This window comes from Pseudoduganella flava, from assembly GCF_007830495.1.
Lineage (GTDB): Bacteria > Pseudomonadota > Gammaproteobacteria > Burkholderiales > Burkholderiaceae_D > Rugamonas > Rugamonas flava.
In genome coordinates, this window is the sequence record NZ_VLKW01000001.1 from 51,723 (window position 1) to 73,402 (window position 21,680).

Sequence of the window (21,680 nt, forward strand, 5' to 3'; positions counted from 1 at the left end):
GTCCATTAGACCGCGCCGGAGGGGCAAGGTTCCCGTTACAGGTTCGGCGCCAGCCAGCGCTCCAGCTCGGCCTTCGGCACGCCGCGGCGCTTGACCATGTCTTCCAGCTGGTCGTCGTTGATCTTGCCGACCGTGAAGTACTTCGATTGCGGATGGGCGAAGTAGAAGCCGGCCACGGCCGCGCCAGGGAACATCGCGAACGATTCCGTCAGCTCCATGCCGATCTCTTCCGCATTCAGCACGCGGAACAGGTCGCGCTTGACCGTGTGCTCCGGGCAGGCCGGGTAGCCCGGCGCCGGGCGGATGCCCGCATACGCTTCGCCGATCAGCTGCGCGTTCGTCAGGTGCTCGTCGGCCGCATAGCCCCACAGGTCCTTGCGCACGCGCTCGTGCAGGTATTCGGCGAACGCCTCGGCCAGGCGGTCGGCCAGGGCCTTCAGCATGATCGACGAGTAATCGTCATGCGCGTCCTCGAAGCGCTTCTCGTACTTCTCGATGCCCAGGCCGGACGTCACCGCGAACATGCCGATGTAGTCCTTGATGCCGGACTCCTTCGGCGCGATGAAGTCGGCCAGGCACTGGTTCGGGCGCTGCACGCCTTCGATGACTGGCTTCACGCCCTGCTGGCGCAGGCCGTAGTACGTGAACGCGACTTCGCTGCGCGTGTCGTCCGTGTAGACCTCGATGTCGTCGTCGTTGACGCTGTTCGCCGGCAGCAGCGCGACCGCGCCGTTGGCCGTCAGCCAGCGGCCTTCGATGATGCGCTTCAACAGCGCCTGGCCTTCCTCGTACACTTTCGACGCGGCTTCGCCCACCACCTCGTCCGTCAGGATCGCGGGGAACGGGCCGGCCAGGTCCCACGTCTGGAAGAACGGGCCCCAGTCGATGTACTGCGCCAACTGCGCCAAGTCGACGTTGCGGAACAGCCGGCGGCCGATGAACTTCGGTTTCACCGGTGCGAACTCCAGCCTGGCCTTGTTCGCGCGCGCGGCGGCCAACGTCACCGTCGGCAGCGCCTTCTTGTTGGCGTGCTGCTCGCGGATGCGCGCGTAGTCGGTCTCGATCTCCTCGATGTACTTGGCACGTGCTTCGGGCGTCAGCAGCGACTGCGCCACCGACACGGAACGCGACGCATCCGGCACGTACACGACGGGGCCCTCGTAGTTGTGGGCGATCTTCACGGCCGTGTGGGCGCGGCTCGTCGTCGCGCCGCCGATCAGCAGCGGAATCTTCAGCATGCGGAAGTGCTCGTCGCGCTGCATTTCCTTCGCCACGTGGGCCATCTCCTCGAGCGACGGCGTGATCAGGCCGGACAGGCCGATGATGTCGGCGTTCTCCAGCTTGGCGCGGGCGAGGATCTCGGAGGCGGGCACCATCACGCCCATGTTCACGACCTCGAAGTTATTGCATTGCAGGACCACCGAGACGATGTTCTTGCCGATGTCGTGCACGTCGCCCTTGACGGTGGCGATGACGATCTTGCCCTTCGGTTTCGCGACGATGCCGGTGCGGCGTTCCTCTTCCTTCTTTTCTTCCTCGATGAACGGGATCAGGTGCGCGACGGCCTGCTTCATCACGCGAGCCGACTTCACCACCTGCGGCAGGAACATCTTGCCCTGGCCGAACAGGTCGCCGACGATGTTCATGCCGTCCATCAGCGGGCCTTCGATCACATTGATCGGGCGGCCGCCGCTGTCGAACACCTTCTGCCGCATTTCCTCGGTGTCTTCCGTGATCCATTGCGTGATGCCGTGCACCAGTGCGTGCGCCAGCCGCTTTTCCACGGGCGCCTCGCGCCATTCGAGGTTCGCTTCCTGCTGCTTGCCGCCGGCCTTCAGCGTGCCGGCGATGTCGATCATCCGCTCGGTCGCGTCGGCGCGGCGGTTCAGCACCACGTCTTCCACGCGCTCGCGCAGTTCCGGCGCCAGGTCGTCGTAGACGCCGACCATGCCCGCGTTGACGATGCCCATCGTCATGCCGGCCTTGATCGCGTGGTACAGGAACACCGTGTGGATCGCCTCGCGCGCCGGGTCGTTGCCGCGGAACGAGAACGACACGTTCGATACGCCGCCGCTGATCTTCGCGTGGGGGAGGTTATCCTTGATCCAGCGCGTCGCGTTGATGAAGTCCACCGCGTAGTTGTTGTGCTCCTCGATGCCGGTGGCGATCGCGAAGATGTTCGGGTCGAAGATGATGTCCTCGGGCGGGAAGCCCACCGTCTCCGTCAGCACCTTGTAGGCGCGGGCGCAGATCTCGATCTTGCGCTCGTACGTGTCGGCCTGGCCCTGCTCGTCGAACGCCATCACGATGACGGCGGCGCCGTAGCGGTGGCACAGCTTGGCCTGCCGTACGAACTCCTCTTCGCCTTCCTTCAGCGAGATCGAGTTGACGATCGATTTGCCCTGCACGCACTTCAGGCCCGCTTCGATGACGGACCACTTCGACGAGTCGATCATGATCGGCACGCGCGAGATGTCCGGCTCGGAAGCGATCAGGTTCAGGAAGCGCGTCATCGCGGCCTGCGAGTCGAGCATCGCCTCGTCCATATTGATGTCGATGACCTGTGCGCCGTTCTCCACCTGCTGGCGCGCCACCGACAGCGCCTCGTCGTACTGCTCGTTCAGGATCATCCGCGCGAACGCCTTCGAGCCCGTCACGTTGGTGCGCTCGCCCACGTTGACGAACAGCGAATCGTCGTCGATCGTGAACGGCTCCAGGCCGGACAGGCGCTGCGCCACCGGCACGTGCGGCACGGCGCGCGGCTTGGCTTCCTTCAGCAGGTTGGCGATCGCGGCGATGTGGTCCGGCGTCGTGCCGCAGCAGCCGCCGGCGACGTTGATGAAGCCGGCGTCGGCGAATTCGCGCAGCAGCGCGGACGTGTCGGCCGGCAGCTCGTCGAAGCCCGTGTCGCTCATCGGGTTGGGCAGGCCTGCGTTCGGATAGATGCAGACGAACGTATCGGCGATCTGCGACAGCTCTTCCGCATAGGGGCGCATCAGCGCAGCGCCCAGCGCGCAGTTCAGGCCGATCGTCAGCGGTTTCGCGTGGCGCACCGAGTTCCAGAATGCCGACACGGTCTGGCCGGACAGGATGCGGCCGGATGCATCGGTGACGGTGCCGGAGATCATCAGCGGCAAACGTTCCAGCCCGGGGTGGTCGTCGAAGTACTGGTCGATCGCGAACAGCGCGGCCTTGCAGTTCAGCGTGTCGAAGATCGTCTCGACGAGCAGCACATGCACGCCGCCTTCCACCAGCGCGCCCACCTGGTCGTAGTACGCGGTGACCAGCTGGTCGAAGGTCACGTTGCGGGCCGCCGGATCGTTCACGTCCGGCGAAATGGATGCCGTCTTCGGCGTCGGGCCGAGGGCGCCCGCGACGAAGCGCGGCTTGTCCGCCGTGCTGTACTTGTCGACGGCCGCGCGCGCCAGCTTGGCCGCCTGCAGGTTCATTTCACGCACCAGGTGCGCCATGTGATAGTCGTCCTGCGCGATGCTGGTCGCGCCGAACGTGTTCGTCTCGATCAGGTCGGCGCCGGCTGCCAGGTAGCGCTCGTGGATCTCCTGGATCACGTGCGGCTGGGTCAGGTTCAGCAGCTCGTTGTTCCCCTTGACGAACAGCTCGCGATCGCCGCTGCCGGCGGGGGCTGCGAACGTGGCGAATCGCTCGCCGCGGTAAGCCGCCTCGTCGAGCTTGTACTGCTGGATGATCGTGCCCATCGCGCCGTCGAGGAACATGATGCGGTGCGTCAGGATGTCGCGCAGCTGTGCTTCGGTGTTGGCGGCGGGGCGGGTCGCGGTCTGGTTCATGGCAGGTCGGTCGGGATACGAGGAGGGGCTTGAGATTATACGGCAAAGCAGCATTTCCGCCCGACCATGGGCCCGTCGTCGCCGCCATTTCCAGCGATTTGTGCTAAATGTGCACAAATGATGTGGCGCCCGACGGCTACCCGTGCTGCCGGCCTCCTCCTACGATGGCACTACCGCAGCGTGATCGCTGCCCAACCCACCATCGAGGAGTCCATCATGCCCATCCTGAACATCACCGTTACCGGCACGCCCGAGACCGTCCCTGCATCGCAGGTGGCCGCCATGCTGCTGCGTCATACGGGGGAGATCCTGCACAAGGCCGCACCTCTGACCGCCATCGCGATCGGCTATCGCGACCCCGCCCATTGGTACGTGGGCCCGGATTCGCTGGCCGCGCTTGGCAAGGCCAGCTTCTTCCTGGACATCAAGATCAGCGACGAGACCAACACCGCCGCGGAGAAGGCCGCCTACATCGAGGCGATTTACCGCGACATGGCGGCATTACTGGGGGACTTGCACGAGGTGAGCTACGTCCACATCGACGATGCCCGCCCAGCCGCATGGGGCTGGGGCGGGGTGACGCAGCAGGTGAGGGCGGTGAAGAAGGTGCTGATGTAAAGCGGCGGTCAGCCGCAGATGCGCGTCGCGCCGTTGCGGCGCGCGCGGGCGCCGGCAGCGGAGACCAGCAGCAGGCCCGTCGCCAGCATCGCCCACGTGCCCGGTTCCGGGACGGCCGGCACTTCGGCGCCGGACGTGATGCCGGACGAAATCGCGAACTTCGTATCCGCGGTCCACCGGTACGACGTTTCGGTATAGGACGACGGCGTATAGCGATACGACCATTCCCGATCGCCCGTCTGGAAATAATGTGCACCGCCCGTGTAGCCTTCCGGATCCGTGCCGGTCACGCCGGCCACGAAGCTCAGGTCGCCGCCGAGGCGGTACGCGAAACTCTGCGTGCCACATTGATAATACGACGTGCTGGAGCCGGCGCAGCCCAGATAGTCAGTACCATTAACGAACAGGTTGCTGATCTCTTCCATCCCGATCACGCCGTCGCCGTTCGCATCGCTGCCGGTGAAACTCCCGGACATTTTATAGTCCTGGTCGAAAGCTCCCGTGCGATCGTCGAAGAAGCCCGTGAACGCGAAGTTCCAGGTACTCGTAGCCGCGTTCGCTACGCAGCTGGCAGCCAGTAAACCGGCAAAGGCGACAGTCTTGAACATGATGATTCTCAACAAAGGTGAAGAGGAGTAAACATATTAACCGGCTGGGCTTTGCGGGGAAACAAATACCGTGCTGGTTTGTGCGAATACAACGCAAATATTATCGAGCACTTATCAAGATAATCAAAATAAATATATTGTGGCGAATAGGGTTGCAGATTGAAATTTAATGTTGCTGGCCTTCCATAAAATCAGCCGCGTCCGCCGTATATTTCTGCCGCGAAATCCACGAACGCCCGCACTTTCGGAGCGAGGTGACGGTTTTGCGGATACATCGCGTACAGCGCGCGCGGCCGCAGCGGATAGCCGGGCAGCAGGGGCACCAGTTCGCCGCGCCGCAAGTATTCATCGACGATGAACGACGCGCTGGCGGCGATCCCCAGCCCGGCGACGGCCGCGCTGCGCAGCGCGACACCCGTATTGGCTTGCAGCGTGCCGCGTACCTGCACGGCCCGGGTGGTGCCGTCGGGCTGCACGAAGGTCCATTCGAACGGCCGCTCGTCGAGCGTGTAGCACAGGCAGTTGTGGCGGACCAGGTCGTCCGGCAAGGCGGGCGTGCCGTGGCGGCGCAGGTAGTCGGGGCTGGCGACCAGCACGACGGCGCTGTCGGCCAGGCGGCGCGCCACCAGGGTCGAATCGGGCAGGTCGCGCGTCAGGCGCAGGGCGACGTCGAACCCTTCCTCGATCAGGTCGACGATACGGTCGTTGCAGACGAGGTCGACGTGCAGCTGGGGATAGCGGGCGGCAAAGCGGGGCAGCCACTGCGCCAGCTCCAGCGTGCCGAACGCCATCGGCGCATTGATGCGCAATGTGCCGGTCGGCTGCGCCTGGTGGCGGCCGACGGCACGGTCGGCGTCGTCGAGCGCATCGAGGATCTGGCGGCAGGCTTCGTAGTAATCGCGGCCGGCGTCGGTCAGCGCGAAGCGGCGCGTGGTGCGGTTCAGCAGCTGGGCGCCGAGGTGGTTTTCCAGTTGCCGGACCTGGCGGGAGACCACCGTGTGCGAGATGCCGAGCGCATCGCCCGCCGCCGTGAAGCTGCCCAGTTCCACCACGCGCCGCAATGCGCGCAGCGCCGCCAGTTGATCCATATGCCGCTCCCGCTGTCGTGAGGCGGCCAGCTTACCTGCTCGGCGGCAGTGCGGCAATCGGGAGGGATGGTGAGAGGAAGAGCGGGCCGCGGCGTGCGGCCCGTCCGGCCATGCCGGTTCAGTCGAAGCGCAGGCCGTCGAGCGGGAAGCCCTTGATGAACTCCGCCGCGGGCAGGCGCTTGCCGCCGGGCTTTTGCAGCTCCGTCAGGCGCAATGCGCCGCTGCCGCAGGCCACGACGATGCCATGCTGCGCATCGGCCGCCAGCACCTGGCCGGCCGGGGCGGCGCTGCCTGAATCGAGCAGCTCGGCGCCCCACAGCTTGATGACGGTGCCGCCCACCGTCGCGTGCGCGCCGGGGAAGGGATTGAAGGCGCGGATCTTGCGGCCGATCTCGCGGGCGGGCTGCGTGAAGTCCAGCGCCGCTTCTTCCTTGGCGATCTTGGCCGCGTAGGTGACACCCACCTCCGGTTGCGGTACCGCTTCGACGACGCCATGCTCCATCTTGCGCAACACCTTGACGACCATCTCCGCACCCAGCGCGGCGAGGCGGTCGTGCAGCGTGGCGGTGGTGTCGTGCGGGCCGATCGGCGTGCGCTCGATCAGCAGCATCGGGCCCGTGTCCAGGCCTTCCTCCATTTGCATGATGGTCACGCCCGTCTCGGCATCGCCTGCCTCGATCGCGCGATGGATCGGCGCGGCGCCACGCCAGCGGGGCAGCAGCGAACCGTGGATGTTGATGCAGGGTTTGATGTCGAGCGTGCTGCGCGGCAGGATCAGGCCATAGGCCGCGACCACCATTGCGTCGTAGTCGGTCGACGTCAGCAGCGCGTGCGCTTCCTGTGCTTCCTGCGCGCGCTGCGGATCCTTCGCATCCATCCGCAGCGACAGCGGCTGCGCGACGGGAATGCCGTGCGCCACCGCGTACTGCTTGACGGCCGAAGGCTGCAGGTGCAGGCCGCGGCCGGCCGGACGGTCGGGCTGCGTCAGCACCAGCGGAATCTCGAAGCCCGCCTCGTGGATTGCCCGCAGCGCGACGGCTGCGAACTCGGGGGTGCCGGCAAAGACGACTTTCATGGTTTACCGGCGGCCTGCGGTGCGCAGCTGGCGCTCGCGTTCCATGCCGCGCTCTTCCTTCTGCAGCTTGGTCTTGATGCGGTTGCGCTTCAGCGGCGACAGGTATTCGACGAACACCTTGCCCATCAGGTGGTCCATCTCGTGCTGGATGCAGACGGCCAGCAGGCCATCGGCGTCCACCTCGAAGAACTCGCCTTTCTCGTCCTGTGCGCGCACCTTCACCTTGGCCGGGCGCTCCACGTCGTCGTAGATGCCGGGCACGGACAGGCAGCCCTCGTCGTAGACCTGCTTCTCGTCGCTGGCCCACAGGATCTCCGGATTGATAAAGACGGTCAGCTGATCCTTCGTCTCGCTGATGTCGATGACGATCACGCGCTCGTGCACGTCCACCTGCGTGGCGGCCAAGCCGATGCCGGGCGCGTCGTACATCGTCTCGGCCATGTCGGCAACGAGGCGGGCAATGCGCTCGTCGAACACGGTGACGGGCTTGGCGACCTTGTGCAGGCGCGGATCGGGATAGCGGAGGATGTTCAGTTTCGACATTGGTGACTTGATAATTGGGATACCGACAAAGGGAGTGCTGAAAAAGGCAACAGCGGGCAACGGGCCCGGCAAAAACGCAACGCACAATACCCCGCCGGGCAGTGGCCTCGGCGCGGTTTGGCTTGCTAGATCAAGGTAAGTTGGGCAGAATCGGATTCACTTTGTGATTCCCTTCGGCAAGTCTTCGTTGCCGGCAGCTTGAGATTTCCACCGCGAGATTTCTGCCGCGAATTTGCCAGTTCCACGGACGTATTCAATGAAAAATTTTAGCACAGTCGGCGTGCGGGCTGCAGGCCACCCTGCAGCCCACCTTGCAGTCCAGCTGATCGCCGCCGCCCTGTTTTCCGCCGGCGCGGCCGTGTCCGTCCACGCGCAGGACCTGCACTGCGCCTTCAAGGCCAACGCGCCCGACCAGCACACCGTCGTGCGCGGCGACACGCTGTGGGACATTTCCGGCAAGTTCCTCGAGCAGCCATGGTGCTGGCCGCAGGTGTGGGGCATGAACCGCGCCGAGATCGCCAACCCGCACTGGATCTATCCCGGCCAGGTGATCCTGTTCGACCGCGCCGCCGGCCGGCTGCGCCTTGCCAACAAGATCGCCGTCGCCGGTGCCGACAGCGAGCCGGGCACCGTGAAGCTGTCGCCGCAGTTGCGCACCGAGGCGCTGGGCAAGGACGCCATTCCGGCGATTCCGCCGGGCGCCATCGAACCGTTCCTGACGCAGCCGCTGATCGTCGAAGCGGACGAGCTCAAGGACGCGCCGCGCATCGTCGCCACGGCGGGCAACCGCGTGATCATCGGCAAGGACGACAAGGCCTATGTGCGCGGCAACCTGAAGGGCGGCACGTCGTTCCAGGCATTCCGTCCCGGCAAGCCGCTGCGCGACCCCGTCACGCAGAAGGTCGTCGGGCAGGAGGCCTATTACCTCGGCACCTTGAAGCTGCAAAAGGAAGCGGGTGCCGGCAGCGACGTGCACACGTTCGTCGTCGCCAGCGCGAAGGAAGAGATGGGCATCGGCGACCAGCTGATGCAGATGCCGCCCACGCCGATGCAGAACTACGTGCCGCATCCGCCGGCCGGCAAGGTCGATGCGCGCATCCTGGCGATCTACAACGGCGTCACGCACGCGGGCCAGAATCAGGTCGTTTCCGTCAACCGCGGAAAGCTTGACGGGCTCGATGTCGGCGCCGTGCTCCAGCTGTACCATGTCGGGCAGACGGTGGCCGACAAGAGTGCCAGCAAGGGCTGGCACAATCTCGGCAATCCGCAGGTCAAGCTGCCGGACGAGCAAATCGGCAGCTTGTTTATCTTCCGCGTGTTCAAGCATATTTCGTATGGCCTGATCATGCAGGTGACGGAACCGGTGGTGGTGGGCGACGTCGCCAAGACTCCGGAGTAACCCCCGCCGTGCAGGACACGGACTCCCCACTAGCATGCTGGCTGCGCCTGGCGACGTTGCCGGGCCTGCGGCGCCATGAGCCGCCGCAGCTGGTGCGCACGTTCGGCACGCCGCAGGCGCTGTTCGAGGCGGCGCATGCCGGCAAGGCCGGCGATCTTTCGCCTGCCTTGTCGGCCGCGCTGCGCAAGCCGTTCGCAGCCTCGCTGCACGCGCTGGCCGATGCCACGCAGGCCTGGGCCGCGCGCCCTGGCAACCGCCTGCTGACGCTATGCGACGACGACTACCCGCCGCTGCTGCGGCAAATTCCCGACCCGCCATTGCTGCTGCACGTGCAGGGGGATCCCGCGCTGCTGCGCCGTGATGCGATCGCCATCGTCGGCAGCCGCAATGCGACGGCGCAGGGCGTCGCCAACGCGCAGCGCTTTGCCCGCACATTGGCCGACGCAGGCTACACGATCGTCTCGGGCCTGGCGCGCGGCATCGATGCGGCGGCCCACGATGGCGGGCTGGCCGGCACCGGATCGACGGTGGCCGTCGTCGGCACGGGCATCGACATCGTCTATCCCGCCGCGCACGAGCGGCTTGCGGCGCGCATCCGCGCGGACGGCTGCATCGTCAGCGAGTTCGTGTTGGGCACGCCGCCGCGGCAAGGCCATTTTCCGATACGTAATCGCATCATCAGCGGCCTGTCGCGCGGCGTGCTGGTCGTCGAGGCGGCCGAGAAATCCGGCTCGCTGGTCACGGCCGGTGTCGCGGCGGAGCAGGGCCGCGATGTGTTCGCGATCCCCGGTTCGATCCACTCGGCGCTCGCCAAGGGCTGTCACCATCTGATACGGCAAGGGGCGCTGCTGGTCGATACGGCAAGCGACATTCTCGGCGCCTTCGGCCATCGCGATACGCCTGCGCAAGAGGTGTGCCGCGAAGAGGTGTTGCTGGAACAATTGACGCAATCCGCAAGGCTGTTGCTCGATGCGCTAGGCTACGATCCGGTACCCGCCGATACGCTCGCGGCGCGCCTTAAACTCGATGCGGCTGACACCCAGGCAAGTTTGCTTGCACTAGAGTTAGCAGGTGTTGTGGAACGGCTGCCCGGCGGCGCGTTTTGCCGGCTGAAACGGTGAAAAGCAGGGGTGTGGGGCTTGTGCCGCGCCGATTTATGCTGATAGAGTAGCGCCATGTTCGACATCCTTGTTTACCTCTACGAGACCTATTATCGCCCCGACGCGTGCCCCGAACCGGCAGCGTTGGCGAAGAAGCTTTCCGCTGTCGGTTTCGACGATGTGGAGATCTCCGAGGCGCTGGTCTGGCTCAACGACCTGACCGAAATGGCAGGCGTCGAACAGGCGCAAACGGCCGCATCGACCGGCACGCGCTTCTATGTGGACGAGGAACAGGACGCGCTGGGCACGCAGGCCATCGGCTTCATCGCGTTCCTGGAAAGCGCGCGCGTGCTGTCGCCGCTGCAGCGTGAGATCGTCATCGAGCGCGCGCTGGCGCTCGAAGAGTCGCCCGTCAACCTGGGCAAGCTGAAGATCATCGTGCTGATGCTGCTGTGGAGCCAGGGCAAGGAGCCGGACGCGCTGATGTTCGACGACCTGTTCGGTTCGGACGAGGAACAGGCGCCGCGCCTGTTGCACTGACTCGCAAGCAAGAGCAGGGCAAAGGCAGGCCGGAATCAGGCCAGAAACAGGCCATAACCAGGCCAAAAGCGGGACCGTGCCCGCCATCCATAATAAATAGTATCGTTCGTGCCGGCCGCCTTTGCGGCCGGCTTGCATTCGGCCGGGCCACGCTTGCGGTTTTCTTCGCAACGCGCTTATGATTGGCCCTTTGGCAACTATAACATTCACGAAAAATCGGCAAGAAGCGCAATGCCCATGTATCATGCGCCTGCCGCACCCCAGGGAAATCGGCATGCCGCGCCTGGCGCGAAGCCTTCCCTGACGCAACCGAGCAAAGCAAATCGAGAACAACAAACATGAGTAAAACCCTCATCATCGCCGAGAAGCCATCTGTCGCGAACGACATCGCGAAGTCGCTTGGCGGCTTCACCAAGCACGATGAGTATTTCGAATCCGACGAATACGTGCTGTCGTCGGCCGTTGGCCACCTGCTGGAAATCGCCGTGCCGGAAGAGTACGACGTCAAGCGCGGCAAGTGGAGTTTCGCGCACCTGCCGATGATCCCGCCGTACTTCGCGCTGAACCCGATCGCCAAGACGGAAAGCCGGCTGAAGGTATTGACGAAGCTGATCAAGCGCAAGGACGTGACGGCCCTGATCAACGCATGCGACGCGGGCCGCGAAGGTGAACTGATCTTCCGCCTGATCGCGCAGAACGCGAAGGTGAACAAGCCCGTCAAGCGCCTGTGGCTGCAGTCGATGACGCCGAACGCGATCCGCGACGGCTTCGCGCACCTGCGTAGCGACGACGAGATGATGCCGCTGGCCGATGCCGCCCGTTGCCGCTCCGAAGCGGACTGGCTGATCGGCATCAACGGCACCCGCGCGATGACGGCCTTCAATTCGAAAGAGGGCGGCTTCTACCTGACGACGGTGGGCCGCGTGCAGACGCCGACGTTGTCGATCGTCGTCGAGCGCGAAGAGAAGATCAAGAAGTTCGTGCCGCGCGACTATTGGGAAGTGCGCGCCGAATTCGTCTGCGCCGCCGGCGTGTACGAAGGCCGCTGGCTCGACACGAATTTCAAGAAGGACGAGACGGACCCGGAGAAGCGCGCCGAGCGCCTGTGGAGCAAGGCCGCCGCCGATTCGATCGCGCTGGCCTGCAAGGGCAAGCCGGGCGTCGTGACCGAGGAATCGAAGCCGACGACGTCGATGGCGCCCGCGCTGTTCGACCTCACGAGCCTGCAGCGTGAAGCCAACGGCCGCTTCGGCTTCTCCGCGAAGAACACGCTGGGCCTGGCGCAGGCGCTGTATGAGAAGCACAAGGTGCTGACGTATCCGCGTACCGATTCGCGCCACCTGCCGGAAGACTACCTGGCCACCGTGCACTCCACGCTGGAAGTCGTCAAGCAGAACCCGAACTACCACCAGTTCGCCAAGCAGATCCTGGACAAGGGCTGGGTCAAGCCGAACAAGCGCATCTTCGACAACACGAAGATCTCCGATCACTTCGCGATCATCCCGACCGGCATCGCGCCGAAGGGCTTGTCCGAGCCGGAGCAGAAGCTGTACGACCTCGTCACCCGCCGCTTCATGGCCGTGTTCTTCCCGGCCGCTGAATTCCAGGTGACGACGCGCTACACGGAAGTGTCGGGCCACCAGTTCAAGACCGAAGGCAAGGTCATGACGAACCCCGGCTGGCTCGCCGTGTACGGCAAGGACACCACCGACGACAAGGAAGGTGGCGGCAACCTGGTGCCGGTGGCGAAGGGCGAGAAGGTCCACACCGACAAGGTCAATGCAAACGGCCTCGTGACGAAGCCGCCCGCGCGCTACACGGAAGCGACGCTGTTGTCCGCCATGGAAGGCGCCGGCAAGCTGGTCGACTCCGACGAGCTGCGCGACGCGATGGCAGGCAAGGGCCTCGGCACGCCGGCCACGCGCGCCGCGATCATCGAAGGCCTGCTGACGGAGAAATACCTGATCCGCGAAGGCCGCGAACTGATCCCGACGGCGAAGGCATCGCAGCTGATGACGCTGTTGCGCGGCCTGGGCGTCAACGAACTGACGGCACCCGAATTGACCGGCGAGTGGGAATACAAGCTGGCGCAGATGGAGAAGGGCCGCATCTCGCGCGAGGAGTTCATGCGCGAGATCGCGCAGATGACGCAGATTATCGTCAAGCGCGCGAAGGAATACGACAACGACACGATTCCCGGCGAGTACGCGACGCTGACGACGCCGTGCCCGAACTGCGCCGGCGTCGTCAAGGAAAACTACCGCCGCTTCGCCTGCACGAAGTGCGACTTCTCGATGTCGAAGACTCCGGGCAGCCGCCAGTTCGAGATCGCCGAAGTTGAAGAGCTGCTGAAGAACCGCACGATCGGCCCGCTGCAGGGCTTCCGCTCGAAGATGGGCCGGCCGTTCGCGGCGATCCTGCGCATCGTGCGGGATGAGGACATCAACAACTTCAAGCTCGAATTCGACTTCGGCCAGAACGACGAGGAGGGCGAGGACGGCGAAGGCGTCGACTTCACCGGCCAGACCGCGCTGGGCCCGTGCCCGAAGTGCAATGGCGGCGTCTACGAGATGGGCCTGGCCTATGTGTGCGAGCACAGCGTGGCGAAGCCGAAGACGTGCGACTTCCGCAGCGGCCGCATCATCCTGCAGCAGGAGATCCTGCCGGAGCAGATGGCCAAGCTGCTGAACGAGGGCAAGACCGACCTGCTGCCGGGCTTTGTTTCGCAACGCACGCGCCGGCCGTTCAAGGCCTTCCTCGTCCGCGGCAAGGACGGCAAGATCAGCTTCGAATTCGAGCCGCGCAAGGAGAAGCCGGCCGCGAAGGGCAAGGCGGCGGCAGTGGATGCGGCGCCGGCCGGCGATGCGGCGGCGGAAGCGCCCGCGGCAAAGAAGGCGCCGGCGAAGAAAGCGGCGGCAACGAAGACCACCGCAACGAAAACGGCGGCCACGAAAACGGCGGCCGCCAAGAAGCCGGCGGCAAAGAAAACCGCCGCGAAGAAAGCGATGGAAACGGAGTGATCGAGAAGGTGTGAATGAGAAACGGGCCTGCGGGCCCGTTTAACATTTGGACAGATCTTTCAATGGGCCTGCGGGCCCATTTTACATTTGCGCCAATCCTTCACCTAGGCAAACTCGTCATTACTTTTCCTAAAGCGTAGGCATTTGTAATTAACTTGCATTCAACTGACTAAAAATCAGTATGGTTTGGTTGCGACATGGCATGCTGGTTTTCTGTCAGGAAATTTACTTTGTGGTAGACTTGCCGCTTCTTTAGGCAAACCTCCCGCCCAACTCCATGAAGAATTTCTCTATCGGCACGCGCCTTGCCGCGGGCTTCGCCCTCGTATTGGCTCTGACCATCCTGATGATCATTTTCGGCGTTTCGCACATGCGCTCGCAGGCCGATGCAACGCGCGCGATGATGCACGAGCCGCTGGCGAAGGAACGCATGGCCAGCGACTGGTACCGGCTGATCCATACCAGCGTGCGCCGCACGTCCGCCATCTCGAAAAGTACCGACGCGTCGCTCGCCGGCTTCTTCAAGGAAGACCTGGCCAACTCGACGAAAGAGATCAACGAGCTGCAGAAGAATATCGAAGCCTTGTTGACGACGCCCGAGGAAAAACAGGCGTTCGAACGCATCGGCGAAGCACGCAAGCGCTACATCAAGTCGCGCGACGCGATCACCGCGTTGAAGAAGGATGGCAAGCTGGAGGAGGCGGAGGCGGTGCTGACGAAAGACTTCCTGCCGGACGCGAAAGCCTACCAGGACTCGCTGAACGACCTGCTGCAACTGCAGCGCAAGGCGATCGACGCCGAGGCGAGCCACATCGATGACGTGTCGCAGTCCAATACGCGGTTCCTGATCATCTGCGGTGCGCTCGTCATCGCATTCGGCGCGTTCTGCTCGTGGTGGCTGACGCGCGGCATCGTCGTGCCGCTGCACCAGGCCGTGGACATCGCGTGCAGCGTGGCCAACAACGACCTGCGCAGCGACATCGTCGTGACGACGCAGGACGAAACGGGCCGCCTGCTGGGCGCCCTGAAGCAGATGAATGAAGGCCTGGCTGCGATCGTCAGCAAGGTCCGCACTGGCACGGAACACATGACGAGCGCCTCGGGCGAAATCGCCGCCGGCAATATGGACCTGTCGGCGCGCACCGAGCAGCAGGCCAGCGCGCTGGAGGAAACGGCATCGTCGATGGAAGAACTGACGTCGACCGTGAAGCAGAACGCCGACAACGCGCGCCAGGCCAACCAGCTGGCCGTCAGCGCGTCCGAAGTGGCGGTGCGCGGCGGTGAAGTGGTCAGCCAGGTCGTCGACACGATGGAGTCGATCAACGCGTCGTCGAAGAAGATCGTCGACATCATCTCCGTCATCGACGGCATCGCGTTCCAGACCAATATCCTCGCGCTGAACGCCGCGGTGGAAGCGGCCCGTGCCGGCGAGCAGGGCCGCGGTTTCGCGGTCGTCGCCAGCGAGGTGCGCAGCCTGGCCCAGCGCTCGGCCGCCGCGGCCAAGGAAATCAAGGAACTGATCGGCGACTCCGTCGGCAAGGTCGACACCGGCAGCAAGCTGGTCGCCCAGGCCGGCGAGACGATGACCGAAGTCGTGCAAAGCATCCACCGCGTGACCGACATCATGGGCGAGATCACGACGGCCAGCGTGGAGCAAAGTGCCGGCATCGAGCAGGTGAACCAGGCGATCGCGGACATGGATGGCGTGACGCAGCAGAACGCCGCGCTCGTCGAGGAAGCCGCCGCCGCCGCCGCATCGATGCGCGAGCAGGCCGAGGCGCTGGCCAACGTAGTGGCCGTGTTCAAGCTGCATGAAATGGCCGGTGCGCCACGCATGGGCGCATCGCGCGCGGTGGCGTTGGCCAACTAAGTAGCGCGCCGCCGACAGTCTTTTAACCAGAGGCAGAAGCCGGGGTCAGGGAGGAGTACTGGCGGGTAAGCCAGTGCCGCTTTGCCGGCAAGGAGCAATGCTCCTTGAAACCCCGGCAAAGCCCCGCCGGGTCCGACCCCAGATTTACGCCGTTGGTTTTAGTTCCGACAGCGGCTCCTTTGCAGCATCGTCTTCCAACGCCCCGCACTGCGGGGCGTTAGTCTTTCAGATCCGCCGGTACCTTCCCGCCGTTGGCGGCCAGCTTGTTCATCACCTGCCGGTGCAGCCACACGTTCATCGTGGCCGAATCGCCGGTGTCGCCCGTGTAGTGCAGCTCCTCCGCCAGCTCCTTGCGGGACTGCAGGCTGCTGTCCAGGTCCAGCAGTTTCAGCAGGTCGACGATCGACGTGCGCCAGTTCAGCGGCTGGCCGGCCTGCTGCGCCTTCGCGTTCAGGATCGCTTCCACGTCCACGTCGGACAGTGCGGCCGGTGCGGCCGGCGATTGCGCTGCCGGTGCGGTGGCGGGCGATGCCGGGGTGGCCGATGAAGCGGTTGGCGTCGTCGTTTGCGTCGCGCCGGCCGATGGCGCCTGCTGCTGCACGGCCGGGTGGGACGGCGGGAAGATCTTGTGGAAGATGTTGCTGAGGATACCCATGTGATGCCTCCTGATGGTTGGTCGAATCAGCGGTGCGCCTGGGCGATCTTGCCGAGCACGATCGCCAGCGCCGCGCCGCCAAGGGCCTGCACGAGCTGCGGGTGCTGGGCATAGAAGTCGCCGATGCGGTCGACGATGCCGGGGTTGTGCTGTTCGGCCGTCGTCGCGATTTCCTGCACCTGCTGCGGTGTGATCTGTTCGGCCTGCTCAGGCGTCACCTGCGGCTGGCCGTTCTGCCCGAAGAGGTTGCCCACATTGCCCGCCAGCGCCGACAGCATTGCCGGGCTGACGTTGGACAGCAACTGGTTCAGCATGCCGGCGCGTTGCTGCCCATCGCTGCGGCCGAACAGCTGGCTGACCATCTGCGCGAAAGGCGGGGTCTGGTCGGAACGCAGCGCTTCCGTGACGCCTTGCGCCAGCGCGCCTTGCGGCGCAAGCTGTGCCGCTTGCGGGAAGTCCTGTTCCGCGCGGGCGGGGTCGGCTGCCCCGCCGAGGTATTGCTGTAACAGATTACCGAGATCGAATCCCATTGCCGGCTCCTGTCGTTGAGAACAGCCGCCAGCATAATGCCGGCGGCGGAGCGGGTCTGTTCGCGGTTTAACGATAAGCCGCGAGCATCGGCTGGGTCAGCGGGCCGTGCTCTCCACGGCGATCAGGTTGTCGTCCGGGTTCCGGTCGATCAGCTTGTTGTCCGGGTCGATGCCGGCCCGTGCCGGGCGCCTTGGCACGACCAGCGTGTACGTGTTCTCGCGGCGGTCGATGAGACGGCGCTCGCGCAGCAGCGGCTTGCCGTCGCTGTCGTCGATGCCGATGTCGATCAGGTCGGCAAGGGGCGCATCCTTCTCGGCGCCCAGTTCGTCCGAGCGGAGCTTCGCCGCATGCACCGTCAGCTGCACCTCGTAGCGTCCATCCGGCCGGCGCTGCGCCGTGGCCGACAGCGCGCGGTTGTCGTACAGGACGATGGCGTTGAACAGGTCGTCGACCAGGTAGGCCTGCCGGGCCGGCACCACGGCGCGTAGCGCGTCGACCAGCACCGTCACGCTCGGGTATGGGCCGGCACGGTACGCGTGGTCCTTCAGCAGGCCGCGCAGCACGGCGTTGATGCGGTCTTCGCCGATGATGTCCTGCAGCTGGTACATCGCCAGGCTGCCCTTGCGGTAGTGGATGTAGTGCTGGTTCTCGTTGTCCGCCAGCGGCAGTTCCTTTTTGTTCTCCAGTGCGCGGCCATGCAGGTACGTGTCCAGGTCGTAGCGCAGGAAGCGGCGCATCCGGTCGGCGCCGAACGCGCGCTTCATCACCATCAGCGCCGAGTACTCCGACAGCGTCTCGGACAGCACGGTGGCGCCGCGCGTCGCACCCCCGACCAGCTGATGGCCCCACCACTGGTGCGCCAGCTCGTGCGCCGTCACGTAGTACGGGTAGTCGATGTCCTTCGGATTGCGCTCGTCGACCTTGGCGATGAAGCCCATGCTTTCCGAGAACGGGATCGTGTTCGGATACGACTGCGCGAATTGCTGGTAGCGGGGGAACTCGACGATCCGCACCACCTTGTGCTGGTACGGCCCGAAGTTGCGCGTGTAGTAGTCCAGGCCGTCCTTGACGCCCTTCATCATGCGGTCCAGGTTGAACTCGTGGCCGGGGTGGTAGTAGATCTCGATGCCCACGTCCTGCCACCAGTCGTGCTTGACCACGTAGCGCGCCGACTGGAACGAGTAGAAGTTCAGGATCGGCTTGTCCATCCGGTAGTGGAAGTAGCGGCGGCCGTTCTTCGTCCACTCGCGCACCAGCATGCCCGGCGCGACGGCCGTCTGGTCGGCACTGGTGCCGACGACGGCGTCGAACGTCACCCAGTCCGCATCGCTGCCCAGCACGTTGTTGGCCAGGCCCTTCGGATCGTCGCGCGGCAGCTCGCGCTCCTGCGCCGGCAGGCCATGGCGCTTGCGGTCGCGCGGATCGCGCAGCTCGCTGTCGCGCTGGTAGCCGATATGGGGCAGGATCGTGTTGTTGAAGAAGGTGCCGTTCGCCACCACCGGGGTATCCTTGCCGAGGCCGAGGATGCCTTTCGGGTCGTACGACACGTCGAATTCCAGCGGCAGTTGCGCGCCCGGTGCCAGCGGCGTCGCCAGCGCATAGCTGTAGTAGCCCACTGCGCGGTCGGCCAGCGTCACGCGGCTTGCCACGCCGAAGCGCAGCGGGCGCAGGTCGGCCTGCGGGTCGGTGCTGACGTAGACCGTGGTGATCGGCGTGCTGCCGCGGTTCTCCAGCACGTAGCGGCCCTTGACGACGAGGCGGCGCTCGGCCGGCATGATCTCCACGTTCATTTTCACGTCGACGATGCGCGGCTGCGCCAGCGCCGCCGTGGCCTTGTACTTGCGTTCGTACTCGGCGCGGTTCGCATCGCGCCGGTACGCGGACTGGAACTCGTTCGCCACGTTCAGGTTGTAGAACAGGATGGACCCGGTGACGAGCGTCAGCGCGAGGCCGGCACCGAAACCGGCCAGCACCGGCAGGCTCAGTGCGTGTCGCGCCAGTTGCAGGCGCGTGCGCCATTCGTCGTTCGCGCCGCGCGGCCAGAACACGCGCGTCAGCATCGCCAGCATCACCGCGCTGCCGGCCCAGTACAGCTGGTACCAGTGCTCACGATGCAGGTAGTGGCCGAAGCCGTTGATGTCGGAGTAGACGATGTCCGGCGTCCACGCGTACAGCACCATCGGGTGCGTGAAGCCCAGCGCCGGCAGCGCGATCGACGCCACGTGATAGACGATCATCACGCAGAAGGCGACGAACTTGTGGCCGATCAGCACTTGCGCGGCCAGCGCCAGCACGGCCAGCAGCGCGTAGTAAGGCAGCTGCATCGTGAACAGATGGCGCAGGTACAGGCTTGGCTCGAGATGGAAGTAGCCGTGGAACACCTGCACGGACATCCCGCACAGCATCAGCACGAACAGCAGGATCGCCTGCAGTGCGACGAGCGCGATCAGCTTCGACGCCAGCGGCAGCCAGCCCGGCACGGGCAGCGCGTCCAGCATCAGCGCCATCCGGTGCTCGCGCTCGCGCCATACGAGCTCGCCCGCATAGAACGTCGTGATGACCAGCATGATCAGCGCATAGGTATGCGACATCGACTCGAGCACCATGTACGTGACGGGGTAGGTGACCGTGCCCCACATCGCGCCCAGGTCGATCGTGCTGGCGAAGGCCAGCAGCACGCCGGCCAGCACCAGCACCGCGAAGTACACGTTCTTGATCGTCTCGCGCAGGTTCAGCCAGCTGAACTGGAACAGCAGCAGGGTCACGCTGCGCGACTTGAAGTCGGGACGTTCGCTGGTGTGCGCGGCCACGGAAGTGATCCGCAGCGGCACGTCGCCTTCGCCGCGCGCGGCGGCGCTGCCGCCATCGAGCGTGCTGACGAAGTGGAAGCGCCAGTATCCGAGCACCAGGGCCACCAGGCCGAATGAGCACCAGATCGCGCGATTGAGCAGGTACACGCCTTCCGGCAGCACGAGGCGGCTGTTGCGCTCGGCGATCGGCCAGTATTCCGTCAGGCGGATCAGCGCGGCGGTGCCGAACGGGTCGATCAGCGCGGCCAGCGTCTTGTAATCGAGGTCGCGCGCGAGGCCCGGCGCAACGATGTACCCGATCAGCATGACGACGCTGCTGATGTACACCGGCAGCATGCGCCGCGTCAGCGCCGCCAGCACGTAGAAGATCGCACCGAAGATCAGGAGGTTCGGCAGCAGCGTGATCAGGTAGGTCAGCAGGTAGGCTTCCGGGATGAAGCGCCCCAGCCGCTCCGGGTCGACGCCCGGCAGCCACGTGCCGAACAGGTTACCCAGCGGGATCGAGGCGAAGATCACCGCCAGCACGAGCCAGGCGCCGATGAAGCGGCCGAACATGTACTGCCACTTGCGGATCGGCGCCGAGAAGAAGAAGTGGTGCATGTCGTACTCGAAGTCCTGCTGCACCGCGCGGCCCATCACGGCGGCCACGATGATGATCGCCAGGCTGCCGATGCCGCTGCCGGCCAGCATGATCGAGCGGGGCGCGTTGATCAGCACCTTGCCGCCGAAGCTGACGACGGCGCCCTTCAGCGCACCGCCGGCGGCGGCCATCGCCAGCATCGCCAGCGCGAGGAACAGCAGGAAGTACACCCAGGTCGACAGCAGCCGCAGCCGCTGCCGGGCTTCGAACCACGCGATCGCAAACATGGCGTTCATTCAGTCGCAGGCCTCGGCCACGTGGCGGCCGGCGATCGTGGCGAAGTACACGTCCTCCAGGTCGCCGATGGCTTCCTCGAAGCCGTCGCCCGGATCGTTGTCGCTGTATGCGTGGATCAGGGTGCGGCCGGACAGCAGCCGCGTCGAGATGATCGTGTGGCGCTGCTGGAAGTAGGACAGCTCGCGCTTGTCGATGAAGCGTGCCCAGATCTTGCAGCTGATGTCGTCGATCAGCTGCTGCGTGGCGCCCGTCAGCAGCAGCTCGCCCTTGTTGATGATGGCCATGTTCGAGCACAGGTCCGCCACGTCGCTGACGATGTGCGTGGACAGGATCACGGTGCGCTCGTCGCCGATGTCGGACAGCAGGTTGTGGAAGCGCACGCGCTCCTGCGGGTCGAGGCCGGCCGTGGGTTCGTCGACGATGATCAGGCGCGGGTCGCCGAGCAGCGCCTGGGCGATGCCGAAGCGCTGGCGCATGCCGCCGGAGAACGTGCCCAGCTTCTGGTTGCGCACGTCGAACAGGTTGGTTTGCTGCAGCAGCCCGTCGATGACCTCACGGCGCCGCGCCCGGTGCGACAGGCCCTTCAGCACGGCGAAGTGGTCCAGCATCTCGTAGGCCGTGACCTTCGGATACAGGCCGAAGTCCTGCGGCAGGTAGCCGAGCAGGCGGCGCACCTCGTCCTTGTCGTCCAGCACGTCGAGATCGCCGAAGAACACGGAACCGCGGTCGCATTCCTGCAAGGTGGCCAGGATCCGCATCAGCGTCGACTTGCCGGCACCGTTCGGGCCGAGCAGGCCGAACATGCCCGTGGGGATCGTCAGCGAGATGTCATTCAGGGCGACGACGCCATTGGCATAAGTCTTCGACAGATTGCGGATGCGTAATTCCATGCTCACTCCTGGGTTGGTGCGGTGCAGCATGGTGGGCTGCCTGCCGTCCCTCTTTCACATGATGGCATTGTATTGAAACCACGACATAACGATTGCCGGCTTGCGACAGTCGGGGATTTCCGGGCGCCAGAGTGCGCAAAAGGGGGAACGGAACGGGGCATCAGGAACTGTCGGGTTGAAAAGAGGCCAAGGGTAGCAAGCGCATCAGTGCGTTGCAAGGGGACGAAATCAAGCGGCATGTTATATAGTG

The 21,680-nt window shown here is 65.0% G+C and carries 15 protein-coding genes; 6 read left to right on the top strand and 9 right to left on the bottom strand.

Features of this window, described 5'->3' with window-relative positions; genetic code table 11:
• Positions 1-35 precede the first annotated feature (35 nt).
• The gene (gene metH / locus IP92_RS00265) at positions 36-3,806 is read right to left on the bottom strand and encodes a methionine synthase (RefSeq protein WP_145872532.1); all 3,771 of its coding nucleotides are present in this window, start codon (positions 3,804-3,806) and stop codon (positions 36-38) included.
• Between the two features lie 216 nt (positions 3,807-4,022).
• On the opposite strand from metH, the gene IP92_RS00270 reads away from it, so the two are divergent.
• Entirely contained in the window at positions 4,023-4,424 is a 402-nt protein-coding gene (locus IP92_RS00270; RefSeq protein ID WP_145872533.1) for a tautomerase family protein, read from the top strand.
• A gap of 8 nt (positions 4,425-4,432) precedes the next feature.
• Here the strand turns inward: IP92_RS00270 and IP92_RS00275 are convergent, their stop codons facing one another.
• The 4 genes from IP92_RS00275 to def all read right to left on the bottom strand — a co-directional run bounded on the left by IP92_RS00275 (position 4,433) and on the right by def (position 7,738).
• A complete protein-coding gene (locus IP92_RS00275; RefSeq protein WP_145872534.1) occupies positions 4,433-5,032 on the bottom strand; it encodes a PEP-CTERM sorting domain-containing protein in 600 nt (199 codons plus the stop codon).
• 191 nt (positions 5,033-5,223) lie between these two features.
• Positions 5,224-6,120, bottom strand: a complete 897-nt coding sequence (locus IP92_RS00280) for a LysR family transcriptional regulator (protein ID WP_145872535.1) — start codon at positions 6,118-6,120, stop codon at positions 5,224-5,226.
• A 118-nt stretch (positions 6,121-6,238) separates the two neighbouring features.
• Complete coding sequence (gene fmt / locus IP92_RS00285) at positions 6,239-7,195, bottom strand: methionyl-tRNA formyltransferase (protein WP_145872536.1); 957 nt, start codon at positions 7,193-7,195, stop codon at positions 6,239-6,241.
• 3 nt (positions 7,196-7,198) lie between these two features.
• Positions 7,199-7,738, bottom strand: a complete 540-nt coding sequence (def, locus tag IP92_RS00290) for a peptide deformylase (protein WP_145872537.1) — start codon at positions 7,736-7,738, stop codon at positions 7,199-7,201.
• Positions 7,739-7,994: 256 nt separating this feature from the next.
• Here def and IP92_RS00295 point away from each other — a divergent pair, with 256 nt between their 5' ends.
• From IP92_RS00295 to IP92_RS00315, 5 genes are all read left to right on the top strand, one after another.
• Positions 7,995-9,137 (top strand): LysM peptidoglycan-binding domain-containing protein, encoded by a 1,143-nt coding sequence (locus IP92_RS00295; protein ID WP_145872538.1) that lies wholly within the window; start codon positions 7,995-7,997, stop codon positions 9,135-9,137.
• 8 nt (positions 9,138-9,145) lie between these two features.
• Complete coding sequence (gene dprA / locus IP92_RS00300; protein ID WP_145872539.1) at positions 9,146-10,258, top strand: DNA-processing protein DprA; 1,113 nt, start codon at positions 9,146-9,148, stop codon at positions 10,256-10,258.
• Positions 10,259-10,312: 54 nt separating this feature from the next.
• On the top strand, positions 10,313-10,777 hold the full coding sequence (locus tag IP92_RS00305) for a Smg family protein (protein ID WP_145872540.1): 465 nt from the start codon (positions 10,313-10,315) through the stop codon (positions 10,775-10,777).
• Between the two features lie 338 nt (positions 10,778-11,115).
• Positions 11,116-13,797 carry a DNA topoisomerase III gene (locus tag IP92_RS00310; protein ID WP_145872541.1) on the top strand — a complete coding sequence of 894 codons (2,682 nt, stop codon included), beginning with the start codon at positions 11,116-11,118 and terminating at the stop codon, positions 13,795-13,797.
• A 277-nt stretch (positions 13,798-14,074) separates the two neighbouring features.
• Positions 14,075-15,667, top strand: coding sequence for a methyl-accepting chemotaxis protein (locus tag IP92_RS00315; RefSeq protein ID WP_145872542.1), 1,593 nt, complete (start codon positions 14,075-14,077; stop codon positions 15,665-15,667).
• A gap of 217 nt (positions 15,668-15,884) precedes the next feature.
• On the opposite strand, the gene IP92_RS00320 is transcribed toward IP92_RS00315, so the two are convergent.
• From IP92_RS00320 to IP92_RS00335, 4 genes are all read right to left on the bottom strand, one after another.
• Positions 15,885-16,322: a DUF3597 domain-containing protein gene (locus IP92_RS00320; protein WP_145872543.1), complete on the bottom strand. Its 438-nt coding sequence runs from the start codon at positions 16,320-16,322 to the stop codon at positions 15,885-15,887.
• Between the two features lie 26 nt (positions 16,323-16,348).
• A complete protein-coding gene (locus IP92_RS00325) occupies positions 16,349-16,852 on the bottom strand; it encodes a hypothetical protein (protein WP_145872544.1) in 504 nt (167 codons plus the stop codon).
• A 96-nt stretch (positions 16,853-16,948) separates the two neighbouring features.
• On the bottom strand, positions 16,949-20,539 hold the full coding sequence (locus IP92_RS00330; RefSeq protein WP_307724830.1) for an ABC transporter permease/M1 family aminopeptidase: 3,591 nt from the start codon (positions 20,537-20,539) through the stop codon (positions 16,949-16,951).
• Positions 20,540-21,430, bottom strand: coding sequence for an ABC transporter ATP-binding protein (locus tag IP92_RS00335; RefSeq protein WP_145872545.1), 891 nt, complete (start codon positions 21,428-21,430; stop codon positions 20,540-20,542).
• Positions 21,431-21,680 lie beyond the last annotated feature (250 nt).